Here is a 20,999-nt window from a genome sequence, read left to right as displayed (position 1 = left end):
GATAAAAAATGCACATGAAACCTGCAACAGCAAAAATCAGTTCTGTTGCGTTAAAACACAATATTCAAACCATTAAACAAAAAGCCCCAAACAGTAAAATTATTGCGGTGGTAAAAGCCAATGCCTACGGACATGGTGTGGTGTTTGTTTCTTCTGCCGTCGAAAGTATGGTGGATTGCTTTGGCGTAGCGCGTTTAGAAGAAGCACTAAAATTACGCTCCAACGGCATCACCAAACCGATTTTGCTGTTAGAAGGTTTTTTCTCTTCCAAAGACCTACCTATTTTAGCCGTTAATAACATTCAAACTGTCGTGCATAGCCAAGAACAGTTAGAGGCTCTTGAAGAAGCCCAAACGCCTAATCCGGTGAAAGTGTGGTTAAAAATTGATACAGGAATGCATCGTTTAGGCGTGCATTTGGACGAAGTGGACAACTTTTATCAAAAACTCAAATCGCTTCCGTGTGTTGATTCGAATATTGGCTTTGTGAGCCATTTTAGCCGTGCTGATGAGCTAGAGTGCGGTTACACAGAAAAACAATTAAGCCGCTTTTTACAGGCAACGGAAGGCAAAGCCGGTGAGCGGAGCATTTCTGCTTCCGGTGGTATTTTGTTCTGGCAGGACGCGCATTTAGACTGGATTCGCCCTGGCATCATTATGTACGGCATTTCTCCAAATAATACCGCAGGAAAAGAATACGGTTTAACGCCGGTGATGAATTTAACCTCCTCCTTAATCGCCGTGCGCGAACATAAAAAGGGCGAGCCGGTGGGATACGGCGGTGTTTGGACAAGTGAAAAAGATACGAAAATCGGTGTGGTAGCTATCGGGTATGGTGACGGTTATCCGCGTGATGTGCCACAAGGGACACCGGTTTATCTGAATGGTCGCCGTGTGCCGATTGTGGGTAAAGTGTCCATGGATATGCTGACTGTCGATCTTGGCGCAGACAGCCAAGACAAGGTCGGCGATGAAGTGATCTTGTGGGGCAAAGAATTACCGATTGAAGAAATCGCAGAAATTACGGGCGTTATCAGTTATGAATTAATCACTAAATTAACCCCGCGTGTATTAACCGAATACATTGATTAAATTTAAAGGAGTGCTTATGCAAAATATCAATCCAACCCAAACGAATGCATGGAAAGCGTTAACCCAACATCATGCGCAACATAAAAATACAACCATTCAAGATTTATTCGCGCAAGAGAAAGATCGTTTCGCCAACTATTCCTTAACCTTTAACAACGAGATTTTGATCGATTTTTCCAAAAATAACCTGACTCAAGAAACCCTTGGTTTATTGCGTCAACTCACTGAAGAGTGTGGTTTAACCCAAGCTAAAGAAGCCATGTTCAACGGTGAAAAAATCAACCGTACGGAAAATCGTGCCGTATTACATACCGCACTTCGTAACCGTTCTAATACGCCGGTTTTCGTGGATGGCAAAGATGTGATGCCGGAAGTGAATGCCGTGCTCGCCAAAATGAAATCGTTCTGTGAACGCGTGATTTCCGGTGAATGGAAAGGTTATACCGGCAAAGCTATTACCGATGTGATCAATATCGGTATCGGCGGTTCCGATCTTGGCCCTTACATGGTGACCGAAGCCTTGCGCCCGTATAAAAATCATTTAACCATGCATTTTGTTTCTAACGTGGACGGGACACACATTGCGGAAACGTTGAAAAAAGTGAATCCGGAAACCACTTTAATTTTAGTGGCGTCCAAAACATTCACCACCCAAGAAACCATGACGAATGCCTTGTCTGCCCGTGATTGGTTCCTTGCTGCAGCAAAAGATCCTGCCCATGTGGCAAAACACTTTGCCGCGCTTTCGACCAATGCAAAAGCGGTCGCAGAATTCGGCATTGATACCAACAATATGTTTGAATTCTGGGATTGGGTAGGCGGTCGTTATTCTTTATGGTCTGCTATTGGTTTGTCTATTGCGCTTTCTATCGGCTTTGAAAACTTTGAAGCCTTATTAAGCGGTGCCCATGAAATGGATAAACATTTCCGCAATGCGCCATTAGCACAAAATATTCCGACAACGCTAGCTTTAGTGGGCTTGTGGAACACCAACTTCCTCGGTGCACAAACGGAAGCGATTTTACCGTACGACCAATATTTACACCGTTTTGCCGCCTATTTCCAACAAGGCAACATGGAATCTAACGGTAAATATGTCGGCCGTGATGGCAAAGTGATCGACGGCTATCAAACCGGCCCAATTATTTGGGGTGAACCGGGCACGAACGGTCAGCACGCGTTTTATCAATTGATTCACCAAGGTACCACATTAATTCCTTGTGATTTCATTGCACCGGCGCAAAGCCATAATCCGTTGTCCGATCATCACAACAAATTGCTTTCCAACTTCTTTGCCCAAACCGAAGCGTTGGCATTTGGTAAAACCAAAGAACAAGTGGAAGCCGAATTCTTGAATGCAGGTAAAACCTTGGAAGATGTGAAAGACATCGTGCCGTTTAAAGTGTTTACCGGTAACAAACCGACCAATTCCATTTTGTTACAAAAAATCACACCGTTTAGTTTAGGGGCGTTGATTGCCATGTACGAACACAAAATTTTCGTACAAGGTGTGTTGTTCAACATTTACAGCTTCGACCAATGGGGCGTGGAACTAGGTAAACAACTTGCTAACCGAATTCTGCCTGAATTAGTAAATAACGAGAAAGTGGAAAGCCACGATAGTTCAACCAACGGCTTGATTAACCAATTCAAAGCTTGGCGTTAATTCTGTCTGATTGGCAATGCTAATTAGCAATAAAGTGCGGTTATAAAAAACAGTGTTTTTTAACCGCACTTTGGCTTTTTCTTACTGCCAGAAAATGAATTTTATGCTAGAATCCGCGCACTCTTTTTTATTCATCTTACAAAGGAAATCACATGAAAATTTTAGAAGGTCATATCGCTGCACCAGAAGCGAAAGTTGCCGTTGTTATCGGACGCTTTAACAGTTTTATCAATGAAAGTCTTTTGGAAGGTGCTCTTGATGCGTTGAAACGTGTCGGTCAAGTAAAAGACGAAAATATCACTTTAGTTCGCGTACCGGGCGCGTATGAATTGCCATTAGTTGCGCGTCGTTTGGCGGAAAGCAAAAAATTTGATGCTATCGTGGCTTTAGGCACGGTGATTCGTGGCGGCACAGCGCATTTTGAATATGTGGCAGGCGAAGCCAGCAGCGGCTTAGGCAAAGTGGCGATGGAATCTGACATTCCGGTAGCATTCGGCGTATTAACCACTGAAAACATTGAACAAGCCATTGAACGTGCGGGCACCAAAGCGGGTAATAAAGGCGCGGAAGCCGCCTTGGTTGCGTTAGAAATGGTAAATCTTTTAAATCAAATTCAGGCAGCCTAAGTGACAATGACGGAACAAGTAAAGAAAATTTCTCCTCGTCGTCGTGCGCGTGAATGTGCCGTGCAAGCGTTATATTCTTGGGCGGTTTCACAAAATTCACCGGAAATCGTAGAACTCAATTTCATGACCGAACAGGACATGAAGGGCGTGGATACCCCGTATTTCCGTAAATTATTCCGCCAAACGGTGGAAAATGTGGAGGCAGTGGAGCGCACCATGCAAGGCTACTTAGATCGTGGTTTAGAGGAACTGGATCCAATCGAAAAAGCCATTTTACGTTTAGCGGTGTATGAGCTGCAATTTGAGGCGGATGTACCTTATAAAGTGGTGATCAACGAAGCAATCGAAGTCGCCAAAGTTTTTGGCGCAGATGAAAGCCACAAATACATCAACGGTGTGTTGGATAAAATCGCACCGGTTGTACGACGTTAATCTTCATTGAGACAAGGAGGCACAATGACAGAGGGTGAATTTGATATTATTCAACGCTATTTTACCGCCTCTAAACGTGTGCCTCGCAAAGATGTCCTCCTTTCTGTCGGTGACGATTGTGCCGTCACCGAATTAAATCCTAATCAGCATCTTGCTATTACCACCGATACTATGGTGGAAAACATCCATTTCTTGCCGAATATTCGTCCTGCCGATTTGGCGTATAAAGCCGTTGCGTGTAATTTAAGTGATCTTGCCGCCATGGGCGCAGAGCCTGCTTGGATTTCATTAGCTTTAACCTTACCAAAAATTGATCATGATTGGTTGGCGGAATTCAGCGAAAGCTTTTTTGATATCCTCGATCATTACAACGTGGATTTAATTGGTGGAGATACAACCAAAGGGCCTTTAAGTGTCACCATTACTGCGCAAGGGATTATGGCGAAGAACAAATGCCTTTGTCGCCATCACGCCAAAGTGGGCGATTGGATCTATGTATCCGGCACCTTGGGCGATAGCGCTGCGGGCTTGTCTTTCCTATTGCAGGGCAAAAGTGCGGTCAATTCTGCGCAAGAATATTTAATTCGTCGCCATTTACATCCTACACCAAGAGTCCTATTTGGCATGGAACTGGCGATGACCGGTGTTGTGAATGCCGCCGTGGATATTTCTGACGGGTTCGTTGCTGATCTTGGACATATTTTAACGCGCAGCCAATGCGGCGCGGTGGTTGAGTTGGACAAACTCCCACTTTCCCCTCAATTAATTGAGGAATTTGGCGCGGAACAAGCGGAACAATTTGCCTTATCGGGCGGTGAAGACTATGAATTATGTTTTACCGTTCCAGACAGCCATAAAGCAAAATTAGAAAAAGCCTTGGCGCATCTTGGCATTTCTTATACCTGTGTCGGACAAATTCGCCATGCCGGCAAAAAGCGCATTCAATTTCAACGTAACGGTCAACCGGTTGACATCGTGACCAGTGGCGGTTTCGATCATTTTAAATAGGTCTTTTATTATGACTGCACCACAAAATCCTCTCGAACGGGTAACGTTGCGCAACCCTATTCATTTTCTCGCATTGGGTTTCGGTTCCGGTTTATTGCATCCTGCGCCCGGTACTTGGGGCAGTTTAGTGGGCGTGATCGTTGGCGCATTATTACTGCCTTGGCTGGGTGCAAAAACGTTTTTTATATTGACCGCACTTTGTTTCTTTCTTGGTATTTGGTTATGTGAACGTACCAGCCATGACATGGGTGTGCACGATCATGGCAGCATTGTTTGGGATGAGATCGTCGCGGTTTTCTTGGTGCTGTTGGCTGTGCCGGAAGTGTCCTTATTTTGGTGCGCCGTTGCTTTCGTGACCTTCCGCCTGTTTGATATTTTAAAACCTTACCCGATTCGCTATTTCGATGAAAAACTCACCAACGGCTTCGGCATTATGGTGGATGATATTTTGGCGGCAGGTTATAGCATTCTCGTCATTCTCGCCTTAGCACATTTTATCTAGCAAATCATGTTACATTTAATGTTCGTTCATTTAATGGGGTTGCTTTCGCCTGGGCCTGATTTCTTTTATGTCAGCCGTACCGCTGCAATACATTCTCGGCGAACCGCAATTTATGGTGTGATTGGCATTACGATTGGCGTGACCATTTGGGCGACGGCCGCGGTGTTAGGTTTGGCGATTGTGTTTAAAACGATGCCGGCGTTGCAAGGTATTGTGATGGCATTGGGCGGTAGCTATTTGTTTTATCTGGGTGTGAAAATGGCTCGGGTCACAACCAATGCGGTATTTGATGAAAGCAATTTGGTGCAAAACACAGCGTCTAAAAATGAAATCATCAAAGGACTGCTGGTGAATTTATCCAACGCCAAAGTGGTGATTTATTTCAGCAGCGTGATGTCTTTTGTCCTCGTCAACATCACTGAAACGCGGCAAATGTTGACCGCACTTTTGATTATCACGATAGAAACCTTTGTTTATTTCTATGTGATTTCCCTCTTATTTTCACGCCCCTTTGCAAAACGTTTTTATAGCCGATATAGTCGCTATATAGATAACGTGTCAGGCGTGATTTTTATTCTGTTTGGCGCGTACTTAATTTACAGTGGTGCGTTGAACATCATGAGTTAGTTTAAATCGGAGAAGATTATGGCTTTAAGAATTGCAATCGTAGGCGCCGGCGGACGCATGGGGCGCCAGTTGATTCAAGCAGTACAGAACGCAGAAGGCGTGGTATTAGGCGCGACATTTGAACGTAAAGGTTCCTCATTGGTGGGCGCAGATGCCGGTGAGTTGGCGGGCATTGGTCACTTAGGCATTCAGGTGGGCAATGATTTAAACGCGGCAAAAGAACAATTTGACGTGCTGATTGATTTCACTCGTCCGGAAGGCACCTTGGAGCATTTGGCATTTTGTGTGGCGAATCAAAAAAATATCATTATTGGCACAACAGGTTTTGATGACGCAGGCAAAGCAGCGATTAAAGCCGCTTCGGAGCATATTGGTGTTGTGTTTGCCTCTAACTTCAGCGTGGGCGTGAATCTGGTGTTTAAATTATTGGAAAAAGCCGCCAAAGTGATGGGCGATTATTGCGACATTGAAATCATTGAAGCGCATCATCGCCACAAAGTGGATGCGCCGTCCGGCACCGCACTTTCCATGGGCGAACACATCGCCAAAACGTTGGGGCGTGATTTGAAAACCCACGGCGTATTTTGCCGTGACGGCATTATCGGTGAACGTAAACGAGATGAAATTGGCTTTTCTACGATTCGCGCTTCTGATGTGGTTGGCGAACATAGCGTTTGGTTTGCCGACATCGGCGAACGCGTTGAAATTGCCCACAAAGCTTCCAGCCGTATGACCTTTGCTAACGGCGCTGTGCGTGCGGCGAAATGGCTTGAGGGAAAAGACAAGGGCTTGTTTGATATGACGGATGTGTTGGATTTGAATAATCTATAAAAGTAGGGGCGAGTAAGCGCCCCTTTTTGTATCCGAAATCGATCATCATTTCAGCTTCATCGATCAAAGTGCGGTCATTTTTCACCGTGTTTTTACAACTCAATCTCCAAATCCTCTTCCACCCGACAACAACATAATAAAATCTCGTCTTGTTGTAAAAAGGCTAACGGTGTTTCTGCGTAGGACACTTTGCCTTTTTTTATTTTTACTCGGCAAGAACCACAATAGCCACTACGACATTGGTATTCATGATGAATGCCATGTTGTTCCAAGCGATTGAGAAGCGGGATTTGATTATCGTGTTCGATGGTTTGGCGACTGTGTAATAAATGAATTTTCATGATCATCAAAAGAAAAAAGAGCAGTTAGAAAACTGCTCTAAATAGCATTGGGCGTATTGTAATCGAAATTAGATCCACACGAAATATGCCATGCCGCCAATTATTCCGATACAGAAAAGGTTGAGAATAAAGCCGACTTTTGCCATATCCACTTGTTTGACATGCCCCGTAGCGAACACAATCGCATTCGGCGGTGTGGCGATTGGCAACATAAAGGCACAACTTGCACCGCAGGCGATGATAGCGGCGAGGGCAATTGGTGGCAGGTTTAAGGTTTGTGCTACCGAAATCACAATCGGCATGATCAATGCTGCGCTGGCGGTGTTAGAGGTGAATTCTGTGAGGAAGATGATGAACGCACTGACAACGAAACAAAGCACCCACAGCGGTTTTTCATTGGTAAATTGCACAATGGTATCTGCCATGATTTTACTGGCACCGGAGTCTTTCATCACGATACTCAAGGTTAAACCACCGCCGAAAAGCATTAACACGCCCCATTCCACACGTTCTTGAATTTCTTTCCATTTGGCTACACCGGTCACGCCGATAATCACCACGACGGTTAAGGCGATAATACTGTCGAAACTATCAATTTTTTTCTCTAAGCCCAGTAAACCGGAGAACCACGGGTTGATGAGCGAGCTAAACAGAAGCAGTAATGCCATCACGCTGAAGATAATGAGAGTGATGATGTTCTTTTTCGTGAAAGAGACTTTTTCAAGAGAAGGGGCAAATTCAACATGAAAGTTGGGACGTAAAATTACCCAAAGGGCAAATAACATGGAAGGTAGCAACAACAGCATTACCGGGAAGCCATAGCCTAACCATTCAGTAAAAGTCACTTGAATTTGAGAGGCTAAGATGGCATTAGGGGCGCTACCGACTAAAGTGCCAATGCCTCCGATACTGGCACAGAACGCCATGCCTAATAAGGTAAACGCATACAGGCGATAATTTTTTTCTGCATTCAACCCTTTTAACATCCCGATGGTAAGTGGCAACATCATTGCCGCAACAGCCGTGTTGTTGATCCACATAGATAAAAAGGTGGTGACCCCAAATAAATACGCCACGGAAAGTTTTAAATTGCCTTTGGCGAGTCGCACGATGTAATTCGCGATGATTTTATCCAGTTGCTGAATTTGTAATACTGCCGCGATAACAAAGCCGCCGAAGAACATATAAATAATCGGCGTAGCAAAAGGCGCAAGGGCTTTCTGTGTATTAATGAGCCCCAAACCAATGGCGAGAATAGGCACCATAAGCGAGGTTACCGTAATATTAAAGGCTTCCGTTAACCACAAAATACCGATGAACGTCAGCAAGGCCAAGCCGCGGTTTTCCTTTGGTGAGAAGGGCAACGTGTTGATTAGCACCAACATCAAGATAAAATCCAAAACAAGAATAATCAGGCTTTTATATTTAGCGAAGAAAGGGATTTGTGTTTGCATAATAAATGTCCTCCATGGCTGCTATTTATTAGCATTATTTTAATAAACTAGAAACATTTTTTTAACAAAATTGTGACGGCTATCAAATATATTTTGTGAAGAAGAAAGAGATAAAAGTGCGGTGATTTTTATGAAAGGATTACATGCTTGTTTTACTGAGTAGAGGAGACAATCATTGAGAAATAAAAAAGTGCGGTAGATTTTACCGGCGTTTAAAAACACCCGAAAAACCCACCGCACTTTTAGCGATATGAAAGATTACAGATCGAAATCGTCGAAATCTTTGGTGTCCACTTTGGAGTCAATTTGACCCACTAGATAAGAACTCACTTCCACTTCTTGTGGTGCCACTTGTACGTTGTCGGAAACCAACCATGCGTTGATCCAAGGAATCGGGTTGGAACGCGCTTGGAATGGCAATGGCAAGCCAACAGCCTGCATACGGATATTGGTGATGTATTCCACGTATTGCACCAAAATATCTCGGTTCAAACCGATCATGGAACCGTCTTTGAACAAATAATCCGCCCAGTCTTTTTCTTGTTCTGCTGCCGCCAAGAATAAATCGTAGGCTTCTTGTTTACATTCTTCCGCAATCTCTGCCATTTCCGGATCGTCTTGACCAGCCGCCATGATATTTAAAATGTGCTGTGTACCGGTTAAGTGTAACGCTTCATCACGGGCGATGAATTTAATGATTTTTGCATTGCCTTCCATTAATTGACGTTCAGCAAAGGCAAAGGAGCACGCGAAAGACACATAGAAACGAATGGCCTCAAGCGCGTTCACGCTCATCAAACAAAGGTAAAGTTGTTTTTTCAAGTTACGCAAGGTGACGACACATTCTTTGCCATCTACAGTGTAAGTGCCTTCACCGTAGAGGCTATAAAGTTGGCTGTCGCGGATTAAATCGTCGTAGTAAGAAGAAATATCGCGCGCCCGTTTGATGATTTCTTCGTTGGTCACGATGTCGTCAAACACGATAGACGGATCGTTCACAATGTTACGGATAATGTGCGTGTAAGAACGGGAGTGGATGGTTTCGGAGAACGTCCAGGTCTCGATCCAGGTTTCTAATTCCGGTATGGATACCAATGGCAACAATGCTACGTTTGGGCTGCGACCTTGAATAGAATCTAACAAGGTTTGATATTTTAAGTTGCTGATGAAAATATGTTTTTCATGTTCAGGCAACGCCGCGTAGTCGATACGGTCTTGCGACACATCCACCTCTTCCGGACGCCAGAAGAAGGAAAGTTGTTTTTCAATGAGCTTTTCAAACGTCTCATATTTTTGTTGATCGTAACGGGCAACGTTAACGTTTTGACCAAAGAACATCGGCTCTTTTAACTGGTCGTTTTTGTTTTGTGAGAAAGTGGTGTATGCCATTTTAATGTCCTAATAAGTTTGTTAAAGCAGGTATGAATTGTCCAAGAGTAGTAAGTATATTCGCGTGATCACTGATTAATCCAATAAAGTTTTTGTATTTTTCATTAAACGTTTTACTACTATTAGCTTCTTTCATCTGAGTCAGTAGACTTAGTAATTCACTTTTATATTTCATATCAATATCTGATATAGAATTAATACTATCAGCTATTTTTTCAAATAATTCAGTGCTATTCATTTGAATTTTTTGAGAGAACTCTTGGCTATTTGTTGCAACATTTTGAGTTCCTCCATAGAAATTAAAAGTATTTTGAACAATTTGTTCTGCATGTTTTAGGTCATAAGTCTCTGTCATTGGGGTCTCTCCAATTTTAGGGTATTCTTGGTTTATTTTCAGGCAGAAGTCTAAAATTATATTCCTTACTTTTTCTAATATCTCAGTAATTGCTGATGTAGGGATCTCTTGCCATGCATCTAAGCATGTCGCATGTTTATAAATTTTTTTCCCCTCAAGGAGAATTAAATTATGATCCCAGTTTGCATATAAAATATTTGAAGTCGAATTCCTTAGTAAATGCTCTAAGGCAGACACTCCTCTAGATATGTAGCAAGTATTAACATATTCTCTGTACTTCTCGCTTATTGCTATAGATGGGATATTTTGATTTTCTATGAGCATAGTAGGATACTTAAAATTCCCCTTGGAATGAACTTGGATTATTCTATAAGAAGGAAAATTATCTTTGGTTTCATACCCATTAATTTCATTATTAACCCAATTTACAAGCTCTGTATTTTTTAAACGATAAGCAAGAATCTTACATTTCATCAGAGTTTCGTCTAATGAAAGGCTGTGATTTACACAGCCATCAATAATATCTTGTAATAGATTCATATAAAACCTTAGATCTTACACGCCCCACCTGCACAGCCGTCATCTAAATCTTCTTGGCTGTCTTCGGCACCGTCACGGGTGTTTTGGTAGTAGAGGGTTTTTAAGCCGTATTTGTAAGCGGTTAACAGATCTTTTAACAACACTTTCATCGGCACTTTGCCATCTTCAAAACGTTTCGGATCGTAGTTGGTGTTGGCGGAGATGGCTTGGTCAACGAATTTTTGCATGATGCCGACCAAGTGCAAGTAGCCGTCGTTGCCCGGGATGTCCCAAAGCAATTCGTAGTTTTCACCTAAGTTTTCATAATCCGGCACCACTTGTTTCAAAATACCGTCTTTCGAAGCTTTGACGCTCACGTGGCCGCGAGGCGGTTCGATACCGTTGGTGGCGTTGGAAATCTGAGAAGAGGTTTCCGACGGCATTAAGGCGGTGAGGGTAGAGTTGCGCAAGCCGAATTCTTTAATGTCGCGGCGTAGGCTTTCCCAGTCGTAATGCAACGGCTCTGAGGTTAAGCTGTCGATGTCTTTTTTGTATGTATCGATTGGCAAAATACCTTGCGCGTAAGTGGTTTCATGGAAGTATTCACACGCGCCTTGCTCTTTTGCCAAGTTCATGGAGGCTTTCAATAAATAATATTGAATGGCTTCGAAAGTGCGGTGGGTTAAATCGTTGGCGCTGCCGTCAGAATAACGCACGCCGTGTTTCGCCAAGTAGTACGCATAGTTAATGACGCCGATACCTAAAGAACGACGGGCTAGGGAACTGCGTTTTGCCGCAATCACCGGATAATCTTGGTAATCCAATAAAGCATCTAATGCACGCACCGCAAGATCCGCCAGATTGTCTAGCTCGTCTAAGTTTTCCAATTTGCCCAAGTTGAAGGCGGAAAGGGTACAAAGGGCGATTTCGCCTTGTTCATCGTTAATATGGCTTAACGGTTTGGTCGGTAAAGCGATTTCCAAACAAAGATTAGATTGACGCACTGGTGCCACTTTCGGATCGAACGGTGAGTGAGTGTTGCAGTGATCCACGTTGTGAATGTAAATACGACCGGTGGACGCACGTTCTTGCATTAATAAAGAGAACAATTCCACGGCTTTTACGGTACGTTTACGAATGGACGGATCCTGTTCGTATTGCACGTAAAGTTCTTCAAACTTGTCTTGATCCGCAAAGAACGCTTCATAAAGCCCCGGCACGTCGGACGGGCTAAATAGGGTGATGTCGCCGCCTTTGATTAAGCGTTGATACATTAATTTGTTCAGCTGTACGCCGTAGTCCATGTGACGCACGCGGTTGTCTTCCACACCACGGTTGTTTTTTAATACTAGCAGGCTTTCTACTTCTAAGTGCCAAATTGGGTAATACACGGTTGCCGCACCGCCACGCACACCACCTTGAGAGCAGGATTTCACGGCAGTTTGGAAATATTTATAGAACGGAATACAACCGGTATGGAATGCTTCGCCACCACGAATTGGGCTACCCAGCGCACGAATCGCACCGGCATTTACACCGATACCGGCACGTTGAGAAACATATTTCACGATGGCAGAGGCGGTAGCGTTAATGGAATCCAAGCTGTCGCCACATTCAATCAACACACAAGAGCTGAATTGACGGGTTGGCGTACGTACGCCAGCCATGATAGGGGTTGGCAAGGAAATTTTGAAGGTAGAAGTCGCATCGTAGAAACGACGGATATAATCCAAGCGAGTTTCTTGCGGGTATTTGGAGAACAGACTTGCTGCCACTAATAAATAGAGGAATTGGGCGGATTCGTAGATCTCACCGGTCACGCGGTTTTGAACGAGATATTTGCCTTCTAATTGTTTTACTGCCGCATAAGAGAAGGTCATGTCGCGCCAATGGTCGATAAAACCGTCCATTTCATCCCATTCTTCACGGGTATAATCATCCAATAAGGCATGATCGTATTTGCCCATGCGCACGAGTTTTTTCACATGATCGTATAAACGAGGCGGATCGAAATGGCCGTAAGCCTTTTTACGCAAATGGAACACTGCAAGGCGCGCAGCAAGGTATTGATAATCCGGAGAATCTTTGCTGATTAAGTCTGCAGCTGCTTTGATAATGGTTTCGTGAATATCAGAGGTACGAATGCCTTCGTAAAACTGAATGTGAGAACGCAATTCCACTTGTGAGACGGACACATTGTCCAGTCCTTCTGCCGCCCATGTAATTACGCGGTGGATTTTATCGAGGTTAATCGGCTCCAGTGTGCCGTCACGTTTGGTGACCATTAGTGCCTTATTCATAGAAGATGCCTGCTCCTTGTGAAATGTGTTAAAACACAATATATAGTTATTGTTCGAAAAATCGCGCACAAGATAATGTGTTCTTATTGAAAGTTCAAGCGGTATATTTTTTCTCAATAGAGTTGACATCAAATAACTGGTTATAAATAAAGAAGATTTTTCTATGGGCGGAAATAGGCATTTATTAAAATTTGTGCGCGAGATCAAATTTTGAATTAAAAACGGATCCGAGGATGTTTTTGGAGATCAAAAGTGCGGTGAAAAAGTAGATTGAATTTCAACCGCACTTTTTTATTTGACTAGAGAGTTCCTCCAATCCCTTTAAATTTCTCAACAAATGCAGCGATTTTTTGGAATATACGTTGTTTGGTTGTGAGATACTGCGGATTAAGTGGGCTCATTTTCGGGAGCGCATCATTTAAATCCGTACCTTGTTCACTGGCGTATCCGCGTTTTAAAGATACGCTCATGTAACGTTTTGCGGCATCAATATTCAGTCCTTCACTGCTCATCAATTCATCGGCTTCTTGTTGTTGCTCTTTTTGGGCAAATTGGAAGAATGACTCAATAATGCCAGCTTTGTCGGCAATGTTATCCAAGTCAGTTTGATTAATAAAATCCACAATCAAACTTTCTTTTGCTCGGTTTCCTAGGCTTGCTCGAATGATAGATCGAATTTCATCAATGAGTTCAGATTTATTTTTCGTTTTCTTATTGTGTTCGAAAATCAATTCTAAGATGTAATCTAGATTGATTTCTTGGGATTTTAATAAATCCACTTCAAACACCACATCGTCCCAATCAATGGTCGATTTTGCTTTTTCCTCGCCCTCTTTTTGACGACGGAGCCAATCTCGAATATCGTTATAAGTAGATCGATAATTTTGAATATTACGTTCACTTGGTATATCAATAGGCCGCATTTCAGCAAAAGCGTCATCCGTTAAATAATATTTTTCTTTAAAGGCTTCAACGGCTTTTTCATCTGCTGTATCAAGCGATTGGAAGGCTTGCAAGGCGGCGAATTCGTCATAATTTTGCAGAATATTTTCAACCCGCAAATATTCACCAAATAATTTCACAAAGTCTTTCTTATCTTTTTCCGTTTGAATTTCACTTGGATCAGGAAATTTTTCTTTTAGCTCAGTTACAATATCAACATATCCACGACAAGCAACACCGGCATCGGTAAAGCCTTCCATATATTGTTGATAACTTTTTTCCAATACGACATTGCGTGTATTGGACTTACCGAAAAGCGTAATGGCATCAATGGTGTCTTGTTCCAAATCGCGGAAGGTCACGATGTTGCCAAAACTTTTAGTGCTGTTATAAATGCGATTTGTACGTGAATAAGCCTGAATCAAACCATGGTAGCGTAAGTTTTTATCTACAAATAACGTGTTTAACATCGGCGCATCAAAACCGGTTAAAAACATTCCAACAACAATCAGTAAATCCACTTCTTTGTTTTTGACACGTTTGGCTAAATCACGGTAGTAGTTTTGGAAGGATTTACCATCCACATCGTAATTCGTCGCAAAATAGTTGTTGTAATCGTCAATGGCTGATTTTAAAAATTCTTTGGCAGTAGAATTCATCGCTTCTACTTCAAAGCTTTCATCCACAATATCCCCAATGGCATCTTGCTCTTCATTGGCGGCAAAGGAAAAAATTGTCGCAATTTTAAGTGGATTTTTGACCGCACTTTGCAACCGTTTGAACGTTTCGTAATAGATTTTAGCCGCATCGACACTGCTTACGGCAAACATGGCATTGAAGCCATGATTACCCGTATTAAAACGATGGGTCTTTTGTTTGAAATTGTCTAAAACATATTGGGCAATTTGCTCGATGCGTTTAGGTTGTAAAAAGGCTTGTTTCTTCTCAAGTGCGGTCAGTTTTTCAAGATTTTTTTCGGTTTCAATGCTTTTAAATTGCGGGCGAACATCATTGTAATCCACTTTAAATTTCAGCACTTTTTCATCACGAATCGCATCGGTGATAATGTAAGAGTGGAGTTCGATGCCAAAAACACTCGCCGTGGTTTCTGCACCTAATGCGTTCCTTGGGAAAATTGGCGTACCGGTAAAACCGAATTGATAGTATTTTTTGAATTCTCTCGTCAGATTTTTTTGCGCTTCACCAAATTGAGAACGATGACATTCATCGAAGATAAAGACGACTTGTTTATCGTAAATCGGTAATTTATCTTCCGATTTCATCAGGTTGTTGAGTTTTTGAATTGTGGTAACAATTATCTTATTGTCATCTTTTTCGATATTGCATTTTAATCCTGCCGTACTTTCCGAACCATTCACGCTATCCGGTGAAAAGCGTTGGTATTCCTTCATGGTTTGATAATCCAAATCCTTTCTATCAACCACGAAGAATACTTTTTCAATAAAGTCTAATTCCGTTGCAAGGCGTGCAGCTTTAAAGCTGGTGAGCGTTTTGCCGGAGCCGGTGGTGTGCCAAATGTAGCCGCCACTTTCTTTATTGCTCCAATTTTTAGCCAAATAAGAACTTTTAATTTTCCATAAAATACGCTCGGTGGCGGCAATTTGATACGGGCGCATAATCAATAGGGTGTCGGAAACATCAAACACACAGTAATTCACCAACACATTAAGCAGGGTATGCTTTTGCAAGAAGGTCGCTGTAAAATCTTTTAAATCTTTAATTAAGGTATTTTTTGCCGTAGCCCAATTCATTGTGAAGTCATAGCTGTTTTTATCGCGCTTGGTGGTGTTGGCAAAATAGCGAGTATCTGTGCCATTAGAAATGACAAAAATCTGAATGTATTTAAAGAGCGAATTTTCTTTATTGAAGCTTTCTTTGCTGTAGCGGTGAATTTGATTAAAAGCTTCACGAATAGCCACACCGCGTTTTTTTAATTCAATATGTACAAGCGGCAAACCATTCACCAAAATCGTCACATCATAACGATTGTCATAGCTGCCGCTTTGCTCAAATTGATTGATGACTTGTACAGAGTTATTGGCAAGATTTTTCTTATCAAGCAAATAGATGTTCTGAATGCGTCCATTATCAAACACAAAATCATAAATATAATCATCGTGAATCTTACGGGTTTTCTCAATGAGACTATCACTTTGTTTATCCAAATATTCCTCTAAAAAACGTCGCCATTCCGCATCGGAGAAAACCACGTTATTCAAGTGCTGTAATTGTACCCGTAAATTTTTAACCAATGCATCATGGCTATTGAGCTCTTGTAAATACTCATACCCTTGCGCCTGTAAATCACGAATAAACTCACGCTCAAGGCTCCCTTCAGTTTGATAACCGGCATTAGGCTCTTCTACAAGCTTATTATATTGATCTAAAACGATAAAATGGTTGGATTCGGCGATGGTTTTATATTGGGTCATAAGGGTTCCTTAATTCTTTTGCTTTTTCAGATCTTTTTGCCAGTTTTCTAAACTTTCTAAATCTTCAGTATCTATTTACAATGTTTTTGCCTGATATTGCTTACCATTCTGGGCAGTTATCAAGTAATCCTTGATAACTGAATTTTCGTCTAATTCATTGTCTTCTAATATATTTTTTATATGTAAGGCGATATTTTGTACAGAGGTGTCAAAAAGTCCCGCAAGCTGACTTTCAGTCAACCAAGCCTCATTTTCGACAACCAATAAAGCAACGTGAGATTTACCATCATCGGTGTTGTAGATGATTAAGTCGTTCATTAGTGTTACTACACGAAATTGCAGAATTCATCAATAGCTCTAATTAATTTTTTTACTTCATTTTTATCAGAATCACTTAAATTTGAAGTTTCTTCGCTTGAATGCGCTGAGTGGCTATTTAGATCAATTAGTCTAGGCTTAAAATCATTGCCTGTTTTTTTATTAATGGCTTCTAAGAGATCTTTCCATCCTTTATATCCAAGATAAGTAGATGTTTTTTCTAGGAGATTACGGAGAAAATTAAAATGATATTTTTGTAGATCTCCATTAACTATGGCTTTCTGAATTTCTTTTCTCAAAAAAATATGATATGCGAATGGGTGATCATTATCTTGTTTAATTAGAGCATATTCTTCATTTTCATATTTCTCTAGATAATATTTTTTATAGTCATCTTTTTTAAATTCATTATGTAATACATTATAAAATAATGGGTTGTGTGTTGATATTATTACTCTTACTTTGGATTTTATGATCTTAATTATTTTTGCTAAATCCATAGCTAGTTCTATTAAATGATTCTCATCTAAAGAGCTAACTGGATCATCTATAAAAATGTATTTAATGGATTTGAATCTGTCGTCAGATTCTTCATAACTTATTTTTACTTTATCTAAAATAGTGTAAAATACACTCCATATGAAGTTGCTTTCTTCCCCTTTTGATATTTTTATTTTTTCTTCTGCCCTGTTATCTCCACTAGCATAGTAAAAAATCACTTTAGAAAAGTCTTTATCAATATTAGGGGTTAGTTTGTTATTGTTTATATATCTTTGAAAGTGTGAGATTATTTCTTCTTTTTCATCCTCATATAATATGTTGTTTATCCAGTCAATAAATTTATTTTTATGTATATTCAATATTGGTGTCGGACTCTCATTATTCCAATGAAAAATATCTTCAGTATACGAGTTGTAATATATTATTTTTCTATTCTCATCTATAGATGTAGATGATTGGACTAGCTTCTTGAATTCATTTGACAACCTTGTTTTGCCTGTTCCATTGAAGGCATAAATTAAATGAACTCTCCCTTCGTCTAGCATTAAATCTTGAGATAGTTCAGATAATTTTTTACTCATAAATCCCCCTTCCCTAAAAAGTTTAGTAATTCATTTTGATAATATGAATATTGTTTTGTTCGATTATTAATTTCTTTTGGTAAACCATGAAGTAATGAGTTTGTTAAACTATAAAATTTATCTAGTTTTTCAATAATACTTTGTTGAATAATTACTTCGGGAACAGGTATTCTAAATTCCTTAACTTTTGAATCTGAGATTGCAGGATATGCAGAACCACTTTGATTTTCTTCCACATAGTTTTTAAAGTTAATTGTAGATAAAAAGTAAAATAACCATTTTGGTAAAACAATATCAGTATTAGCTCGTAACACACAGTATCCTGTACTTGCTATTTCACCTGAAAATTCTTTAGTAATTGATGCCATACGTTGCTGTGTTGGTCTGGTTGTTGCAAAGATAATATCATTTTCTTTGACTATTTTTTGTGCTCTACTAGGAGCGTTTAGTGCATTAATTTCAATGGTGTCGATAATATTATTATTTTCTCTATCTACAGACGTTAAATCTATATAGCGATATGTTTTAGTATTGTTTTTCCATCTTATATTTTGAGTTTTTTCAACAAGCTCTTCCAACGTTTTCCACTCAAACCCAACCTTCCCAAGTTCTTCTTCACTTAACAATCTCTCCCGATAGTATTCATACTGCTTCCGGCGTAGTATAAGCTCGCTGGTAAGCTCGCTGGTAAGCTCGCTGGTAAGCGCTGTCAATGCGTCCAAAATTCGGACGATTTCGGTTTGGACAGAGAGTGGAGGGATGGGGATAACCAAAGATTTCCAGCGTGGTAGAGTTAAACCGAACCTTGTAATTCCTTGGGCATTTTTTCTGATTTGTTGCTTTATTTGTGATGTTCTAAACAGATAATTTAAAAACTCAGGTAACAGAAAATTAGTATCATGAATTCTAATTCTCATAATGTGGTAACTATAAACAGCATTATCAATATTTTCCAAAGCAACGGCAGATTGTCCTATTTCATCTAAAATTTCAGACGTAGGAGTGATAAAAAGATCGCCTTTCAAAATATTGCAATCAATAATTTTTTTATCACTTGCTGTTACTATCATGGTTGGAGTGCTATTTGATAAATATTGATTATTAAATACATCTGTAAAATTTAATAACCTAACACTTTTTTCACTTTCATTAATTTTTTTATCCACTCCAGTATTACGTAACTCTGATACTTCACCTAAAGTTCTCCACTCAACCTCAGCCCCATCCAATAATTTTTCTAAAAAAGTGCGGTTGTTTTTCATGGTGTTTTACCCCTCAATTTCCGCTACAATCTTGTCAATTTCAGCACGCAAGCGGTCGATATTGGCAACGGTTTCACGAATTTCAGCGTTGAGTTTATCGATATCGATCACTTCTCGAGTGTCTTTTTGTTCTACATAAGAACTCACCGCAAGGTTGTATTCATTGTTAACGATGTCTTCAAAGGACACGGATTTGGCTAAATGAGGCACATCTTCTTTATCGGCAAACAATTTGAGAATTTGCTCGATATGTTCCTCTTCCAAAATGTTGTTATTGGTGGCGGATTTAAATAAACCGCTGGCATCAATAAATTGGGTTTGGGTATTGGGTTTATGTTTGGAAAGCACCAAAATATTCACCGCAATACTGGTGCCGAAAAAGAGATTTGGCGCAAGCGCAATGACCGTTTCCACATAGTTATTATCCACCAAATATTGACGAATTTTTTGCTCGGCACCGCCGCGATAAAAAATGCCGGGGAAGGAGACAATCGCCGCGCGGCCTTTGGCTGAAAGATAACTTAACGCATGCAAAATAAAGGCAAAGTCCGCTTTGGATTTTGGCGCAAGCACGCCGGCAGGGGCAAAGCGTTCATCGTTAATCAATGTCGGGTCGTCTGAACCAATCCATTTCACGGAGTAAGGCGGATTAGAAACGATAGCATCGAAGGGTTTATCATCGCCAAATTGCGGATTCATTAAGGTGTTGCCAAGGGCGATATCAAACTTGTCGTAGTTGATGTTATGCAAAAACATATTCATACGAGCAAGGTTATAAGTGGTGTGATTAATTTCCTGCCCGAAGAATCCCTCTTCAATGATGTGTTCATCAAATTGTTTTTTCGCTTGCAATAATAAAGAACCCGAACCGGCCGCAGGGTCATAAATTTTATTGACCTTGTCTTGTCCATATAAAGCCAGTCGAGCAATCAGCTTGGAAACGCATTGTGGCGTAAAGAACTCGCCACCCGATTTACCGGCATTAGCAGCATAGTTGGAAATTAAAAATTCGTAAGCATCACCGAATAAATCAATATGATTATCTTCAAAGTCACCAAAATCTAATTCGGCAACGCCTTTTAATACAGCAGCGAGACGACTGTTTTTATCGGCAACGGTATTGCCCAAGCGGTTGCTGGTGGTATCAAAATCAGCAAATAAGCCTTTGATATCCTGTTCGGAAGGGTAGCCTATGGCGGAGTTTTCAATGTCGTTAAAGATTTGTTTTAATTCGGTGTTAAGATTTGGATTGGTGTTGGCATTCGCCGCAATATTTTTAAATAATTGGCTGGGGTAAATAAAATAGCCTTTTGCTTTGATAGTATCTTCTTTGATGGTTGCAATAATAGGGTCGTCATCATTAAACGCAGAATAATCAACGCTATCATCGCCACCTTCAATATAGTTGGCAAAGTTTTCGCTGATAAAACGATAGAAAAGCGAACCAAGCACATATTGTTTAAAATCCCAACCATCAACAGCGCCCCGTACATCATTAGCGATTTGCCAAATACGGCGTTGAAGCTCTTCTCGTTGTTGAATTGCAGTGGCCATGATTGAAACTCCTTAGAGATTATTAAAAGACATTGATAATTAAGGCGCTATTCTACCTTTAATGTCATGTTTTGATAAAGGTTAAAACATTTGAAAAATGAGTATGTCATTAAAAATCAAAAGTGCGGTCTTTTTTCCCAACAAATTTTAAACCACAACGACAAATTCATCGTTTTTGTTTACAGGTGATTGGTTGTACCTGTATTTACAAGGCTTTCATTGGCATAAAAATTAAACGCAATCGATT

Annotated in this window: 17 protein-coding genes and 1 pseudogene; 8 read left to right on the top strand and 10 right to left on the bottom strand. The window is 40.8% G+C overall.

Going from position 1 to position 20,999, the window contains the following annotated elements; genetic code table 11:
• The first annotated feature begins 8 nt into the window (after nt 1-8).
• The 8 genes from alr to dapB all read left to right on the top strand — a co-directional run bounded on the left by alr (nt 9) and on the right by dapB (nt 6,783).
• On the top strand, nt 9-1,091 hold the full coding sequence (gene alr, locus J5A60_RS05235; RefSeq protein ID WP_212509684.1) for an alanine racemase: 1,083 nt from the start codon (nt 9-11) through the stop codon (nt 1,089-1,091).
• 16 nt (nt 1,092-1,107) lie between these two features.
• Complete coding sequence (gene pgi / locus J5A60_RS05230; protein ID WP_212509683.1) at nt 1,108-2,757, top strand: glucose-6-phosphate isomerase; 1,650 nt, start codon at nt 1,108-1,110, stop codon at nt 2,755-2,757.
• Between the two features lie 152 nt (nt 2,758-2,909).
• Nucleotides 2,910-3,383, top strand: a complete 474-nt coding sequence (gene ribE, locus J5A60_RS05225) for a 6,7-dimethyl-8-ribityllumazine synthase (RefSeq protein WP_006718423.1) — start codon at nt 2,910-2,912, stop codon at nt 3,381-3,383.
• Nucleotides 3,384-3,389: 6 nt separating this feature from the next.
• Nucleotides 3,390-3,815, top strand: a complete 426-nt coding sequence (nusB, locus tag J5A60_RS05220) for a transcription antitermination factor NusB (protein WP_109103870.1) — start codon at nt 3,390-3,392, stop codon at nt 3,813-3,815.
• 24 nt (nt 3,816-3,839) lie between these two features.
• Nucleotides 3,840-4,823, top strand: a complete 984-nt coding sequence (gene thiL / locus J5A60_RS05215) for a thiamine-phosphate kinase (RefSeq protein WP_212509682.1) — start codon at nt 3,840-3,842, stop codon at nt 4,821-4,823.
• A 10-nt stretch (nt 4,824-4,833) separates the two neighbouring features.
• On the top strand, nt 4,834-5,325 hold the full coding sequence (locus J5A60_RS05210; RefSeq protein WP_212509681.1) for a phosphatidylglycerophosphatase A: 492 nt from the start codon (nt 4,834-4,836) through the stop codon (nt 5,323-5,325).
• 6 nt (nt 5,326-5,331) lie between these two features.
• Complete coding sequence (locus J5A60_RS05205) at nt 5,332-5,952, top strand: LysE family transporter (protein WP_212509680.1); 621 nt, start codon at nt 5,332-5,334, stop codon at nt 5,950-5,952.
• An 18-nt stretch (nt 5,953-5,970) separates the two neighbouring features.
• Nucleotides 5,971-6,783 carry a 4-hydroxy-tetrahydrodipicolinate reductase gene (gene dapB, locus J5A60_RS05200; RefSeq protein WP_212509679.1) on the top strand — a complete coding sequence of 271 codons (813 nt, stop codon included), beginning with the start codon at nt 5,971-5,973 and terminating at the stop codon, nt 6,781-6,783.
• 92 nt (nt 6,784-6,875) lie between these two features.
• Here the strand turns inward: dapB and yfaE are convergent, their stop codons facing one another.
• The 10 genes and pseudogenes from yfaE to J5A60_RS05150 form a co-directional block, all read right to left on the bottom strand.
• Complete coding sequence (gene yfaE / locus J5A60_RS05195; protein ID WP_005703065.1) at nt 6,876-7,124, bottom strand: class I ribonucleotide reductase maintenance protein YfaE; 249 nt, start codon at nt 7,122-7,124, stop codon at nt 6,876-6,878.
• Nucleotides 7,125-7,192: 68 nt separating this feature from the next.
• Nucleotides 7,193-8,578, bottom strand: coding sequence for a DASS family sodium-coupled anion symporter (locus J5A60_RS05190; protein WP_212509678.1), 1,386 nt, complete (start codon nt 8,576-8,578; stop codon nt 7,193-7,195).
• Nucleotides 8,579-8,836: 258 nt separating this feature from the next.
• Nucleotides 8,837-9,967, bottom strand: coding sequence for a class Ia ribonucleoside-diphosphate reductase subunit beta (gene nrdB, locus J5A60_RS05185; protein ID WP_005700384.1), 1,131 nt, complete (start codon nt 9,965-9,967; stop codon nt 8,837-8,839).
• A 1-nt stretch (nt 9,968) separates the two neighbouring features.
• Nucleotides 9,969-10,862: a hypothetical protein gene (locus J5A60_RS05180; protein WP_212509677.1), complete on the bottom strand. Its 894-nt coding sequence runs from the start codon at nt 10,860-10,862 to the stop codon at nt 9,969-9,971.
• 8 nt (nt 10,863-10,870) lie between these two features.
• Nucleotides 10,871-13,141 carry a class 1a ribonucleoside-diphosphate reductase subunit alpha gene (nrdA, locus tag J5A60_RS05175; RefSeq protein ID WP_212509676.1) on the bottom strand — a complete coding sequence of 757 codons (2,271 nt, stop codon included), beginning with the start codon at nt 13,139-13,141 and terminating at the stop codon, nt 10,871-10,873.
• A 299-nt stretch (nt 13,142-13,440) separates the two neighbouring features.
• Nucleotides 13,441-16,536 (bottom strand): type I restriction endonuclease subunit R, encoded by a 3,096-nt coding sequence (locus J5A60_RS05170; protein ID WP_212509675.1) that lies wholly within the window; start codon nt 16,534-16,536, stop codon nt 13,441-13,443.
• Nucleotides 16,537-16,620: 84 nt separating this feature from the next.
• Nucleotides 16,621-16,854, bottom strand: a pseudogene (locus J5A60_RS05165) (hydroxyacid dehydrogenase); the annotation flags it as partial.
• 8 nt (nt 16,855-16,862) lie between these two features.
• A complete protein-coding gene (locus J5A60_RS05160) occupies nt 16,863-17,936 on the bottom strand; it encodes an AAA family ATPase (protein WP_212509673.1) in 1,074 nt (357 codons plus the stop codon).
• On the bottom strand, nt 17,933-19,198 hold the full coding sequence (locus J5A60_RS05155; protein WP_212509672.1) for a restriction endonuclease subunit S: 1,266 nt from the start codon (nt 19,196-19,198) through the stop codon (nt 17,933-17,935). The genes J5A60_RS05160 and J5A60_RS05155 overlap by 4 nt, the downstream gene beginning before the upstream one ends.
• A gap of 6 nt (nt 19,199-19,204) precedes the next feature.
• Nucleotides 19,205-20,752: a type I restriction-modification system subunit M gene (locus J5A60_RS05150; protein WP_212509671.1), complete on the bottom strand. Its 1,548-nt coding sequence runs from the start codon at nt 20,750-20,752 to the stop codon at nt 19,205-19,207.
• Between the last annotated feature and the right edge of the window lie 247 nt (nt 20,753-20,999).

The organism is Aggregatibacter sp. oral taxon 513 (assembly GCF_018128305.1).
Classification (GTDB): Bacteria; Pseudomonadota; Gammaproteobacteria; order Enterobacterales; family Pasteurellaceae; genus Aggregatibacter; species Aggregatibacter segnis_A.
Note: the sequence above shows the minus strand (reverse complement) of the source record. Positions and strands in the feature narration are given on the sequence as shown.

Excerpts from the sequence above, each read along its gene's own strand:
- alr (WP_212509684.1), top strand. The coding sequence starts at position 9 with ATGCACATGAAACCTGCAACAGCAAAAATCAGTTCTGTTGCGTTAAAA.
- pgi (WP_212509683.1), top strand. The coding sequence starts at position 1,108 with ATGCAAAATATCAATCCAACCCAAACGAATGCATGGAAAGCGTTAACC.
- ribE (WP_006718423.1), top strand. The coding sequence starts at position 2,910 with ATGAAAATTTTAGAAGGTCATATCGCTGCACCAGAAGCGAAAGTTGCC.
- nusB (WP_109103870.1), top strand. The coding sequence starts at position 3,390 with ATGACGGAACAAGTAAAGAAAATTTCTCCTCGTCGTCGTGCGCGTGAA.
- thiL (WP_212509682.1), top strand. The coding sequence starts at position 3,840 with ATGACAGAGGGTGAATTTGATATTATTCAACGCTATTTTACCGCCTCT.
- J5A60_RS05210 (WP_212509681.1), top strand. The coding sequence starts at position 4,834 with ATGACTGCACCACAAAATCCTCTCGAACGGGTAACGTTGCGCAACCCT.
- J5A60_RS05205 (WP_212509680.1), top strand. The coding sequence starts at position 5,332 with ATGTTACATTTAATGTTCGTTCATTTAATGGGGTTGCTTTCGCCTGGG.
- dapB (WP_212509679.1), top strand. The coding sequence starts at position 5,971 with ATGGCTTTAAGAATTGCAATCGTAGGCGCCGGCGGACGCATGGGGCGC.
- yfaE (WP_005703065.1), bottom strand. The coding sequence starts at position 7,124 with ATGAAAATTCATTTATTACACAGTCGCCAAACCATCGAACACGATAAT.
- J5A60_RS05190 (WP_212509678.1), bottom strand. The coding sequence starts at position 8,578 with ATGCAAACACAAATCCCTTTCTTCGCTAAATATAAAAGCCTGATTATT.
- nrdB (WP_005700384.1), bottom strand. The coding sequence starts at position 9,967 with ATGGCATACACCACTTTCTCACAAAACAAAAACGACCAGTTAAAAGAG.
- J5A60_RS05180 (WP_212509677.1), bottom strand. The coding sequence starts at position 10,862 with ATGAATCTATTACAAGATATTATTGATGGCTGTGTAAATCACAGCCTT.
- nrdA (WP_212509676.1), bottom strand. The coding sequence starts at position 13,141 with ATGAATAAGGCACTAATGGTCACCAAACGTGACGGCACACTGGAGCCG.
- J5A60_RS05170 (WP_212509675.1), bottom strand. The coding sequence starts at position 16,536 with ATGACCCAATATAAAACCATCGCCGAATCCAACCATTTTATCGTTTTA.
- J5A60_RS05160 (WP_212509673.1), bottom strand. The coding sequence starts at position 17,936 with ATGAGTAAAAAATTATCTGAACTATCTCAAGATTTAATGCTAGACGAA.
- J5A60_RS05155 (WP_212509672.1), bottom strand. The coding sequence starts at position 19,198 with ATGAAAAACAACCGCACTTTTTTAGAAAAATTATTGGATGGGGCTGAG.
- J5A60_RS05150 (WP_212509671.1), bottom strand. The coding sequence starts at position 20,752 with ATGGCCACTGCAATTCAACAACGAGAAGAGCTTCAACGCCGTATTTGG.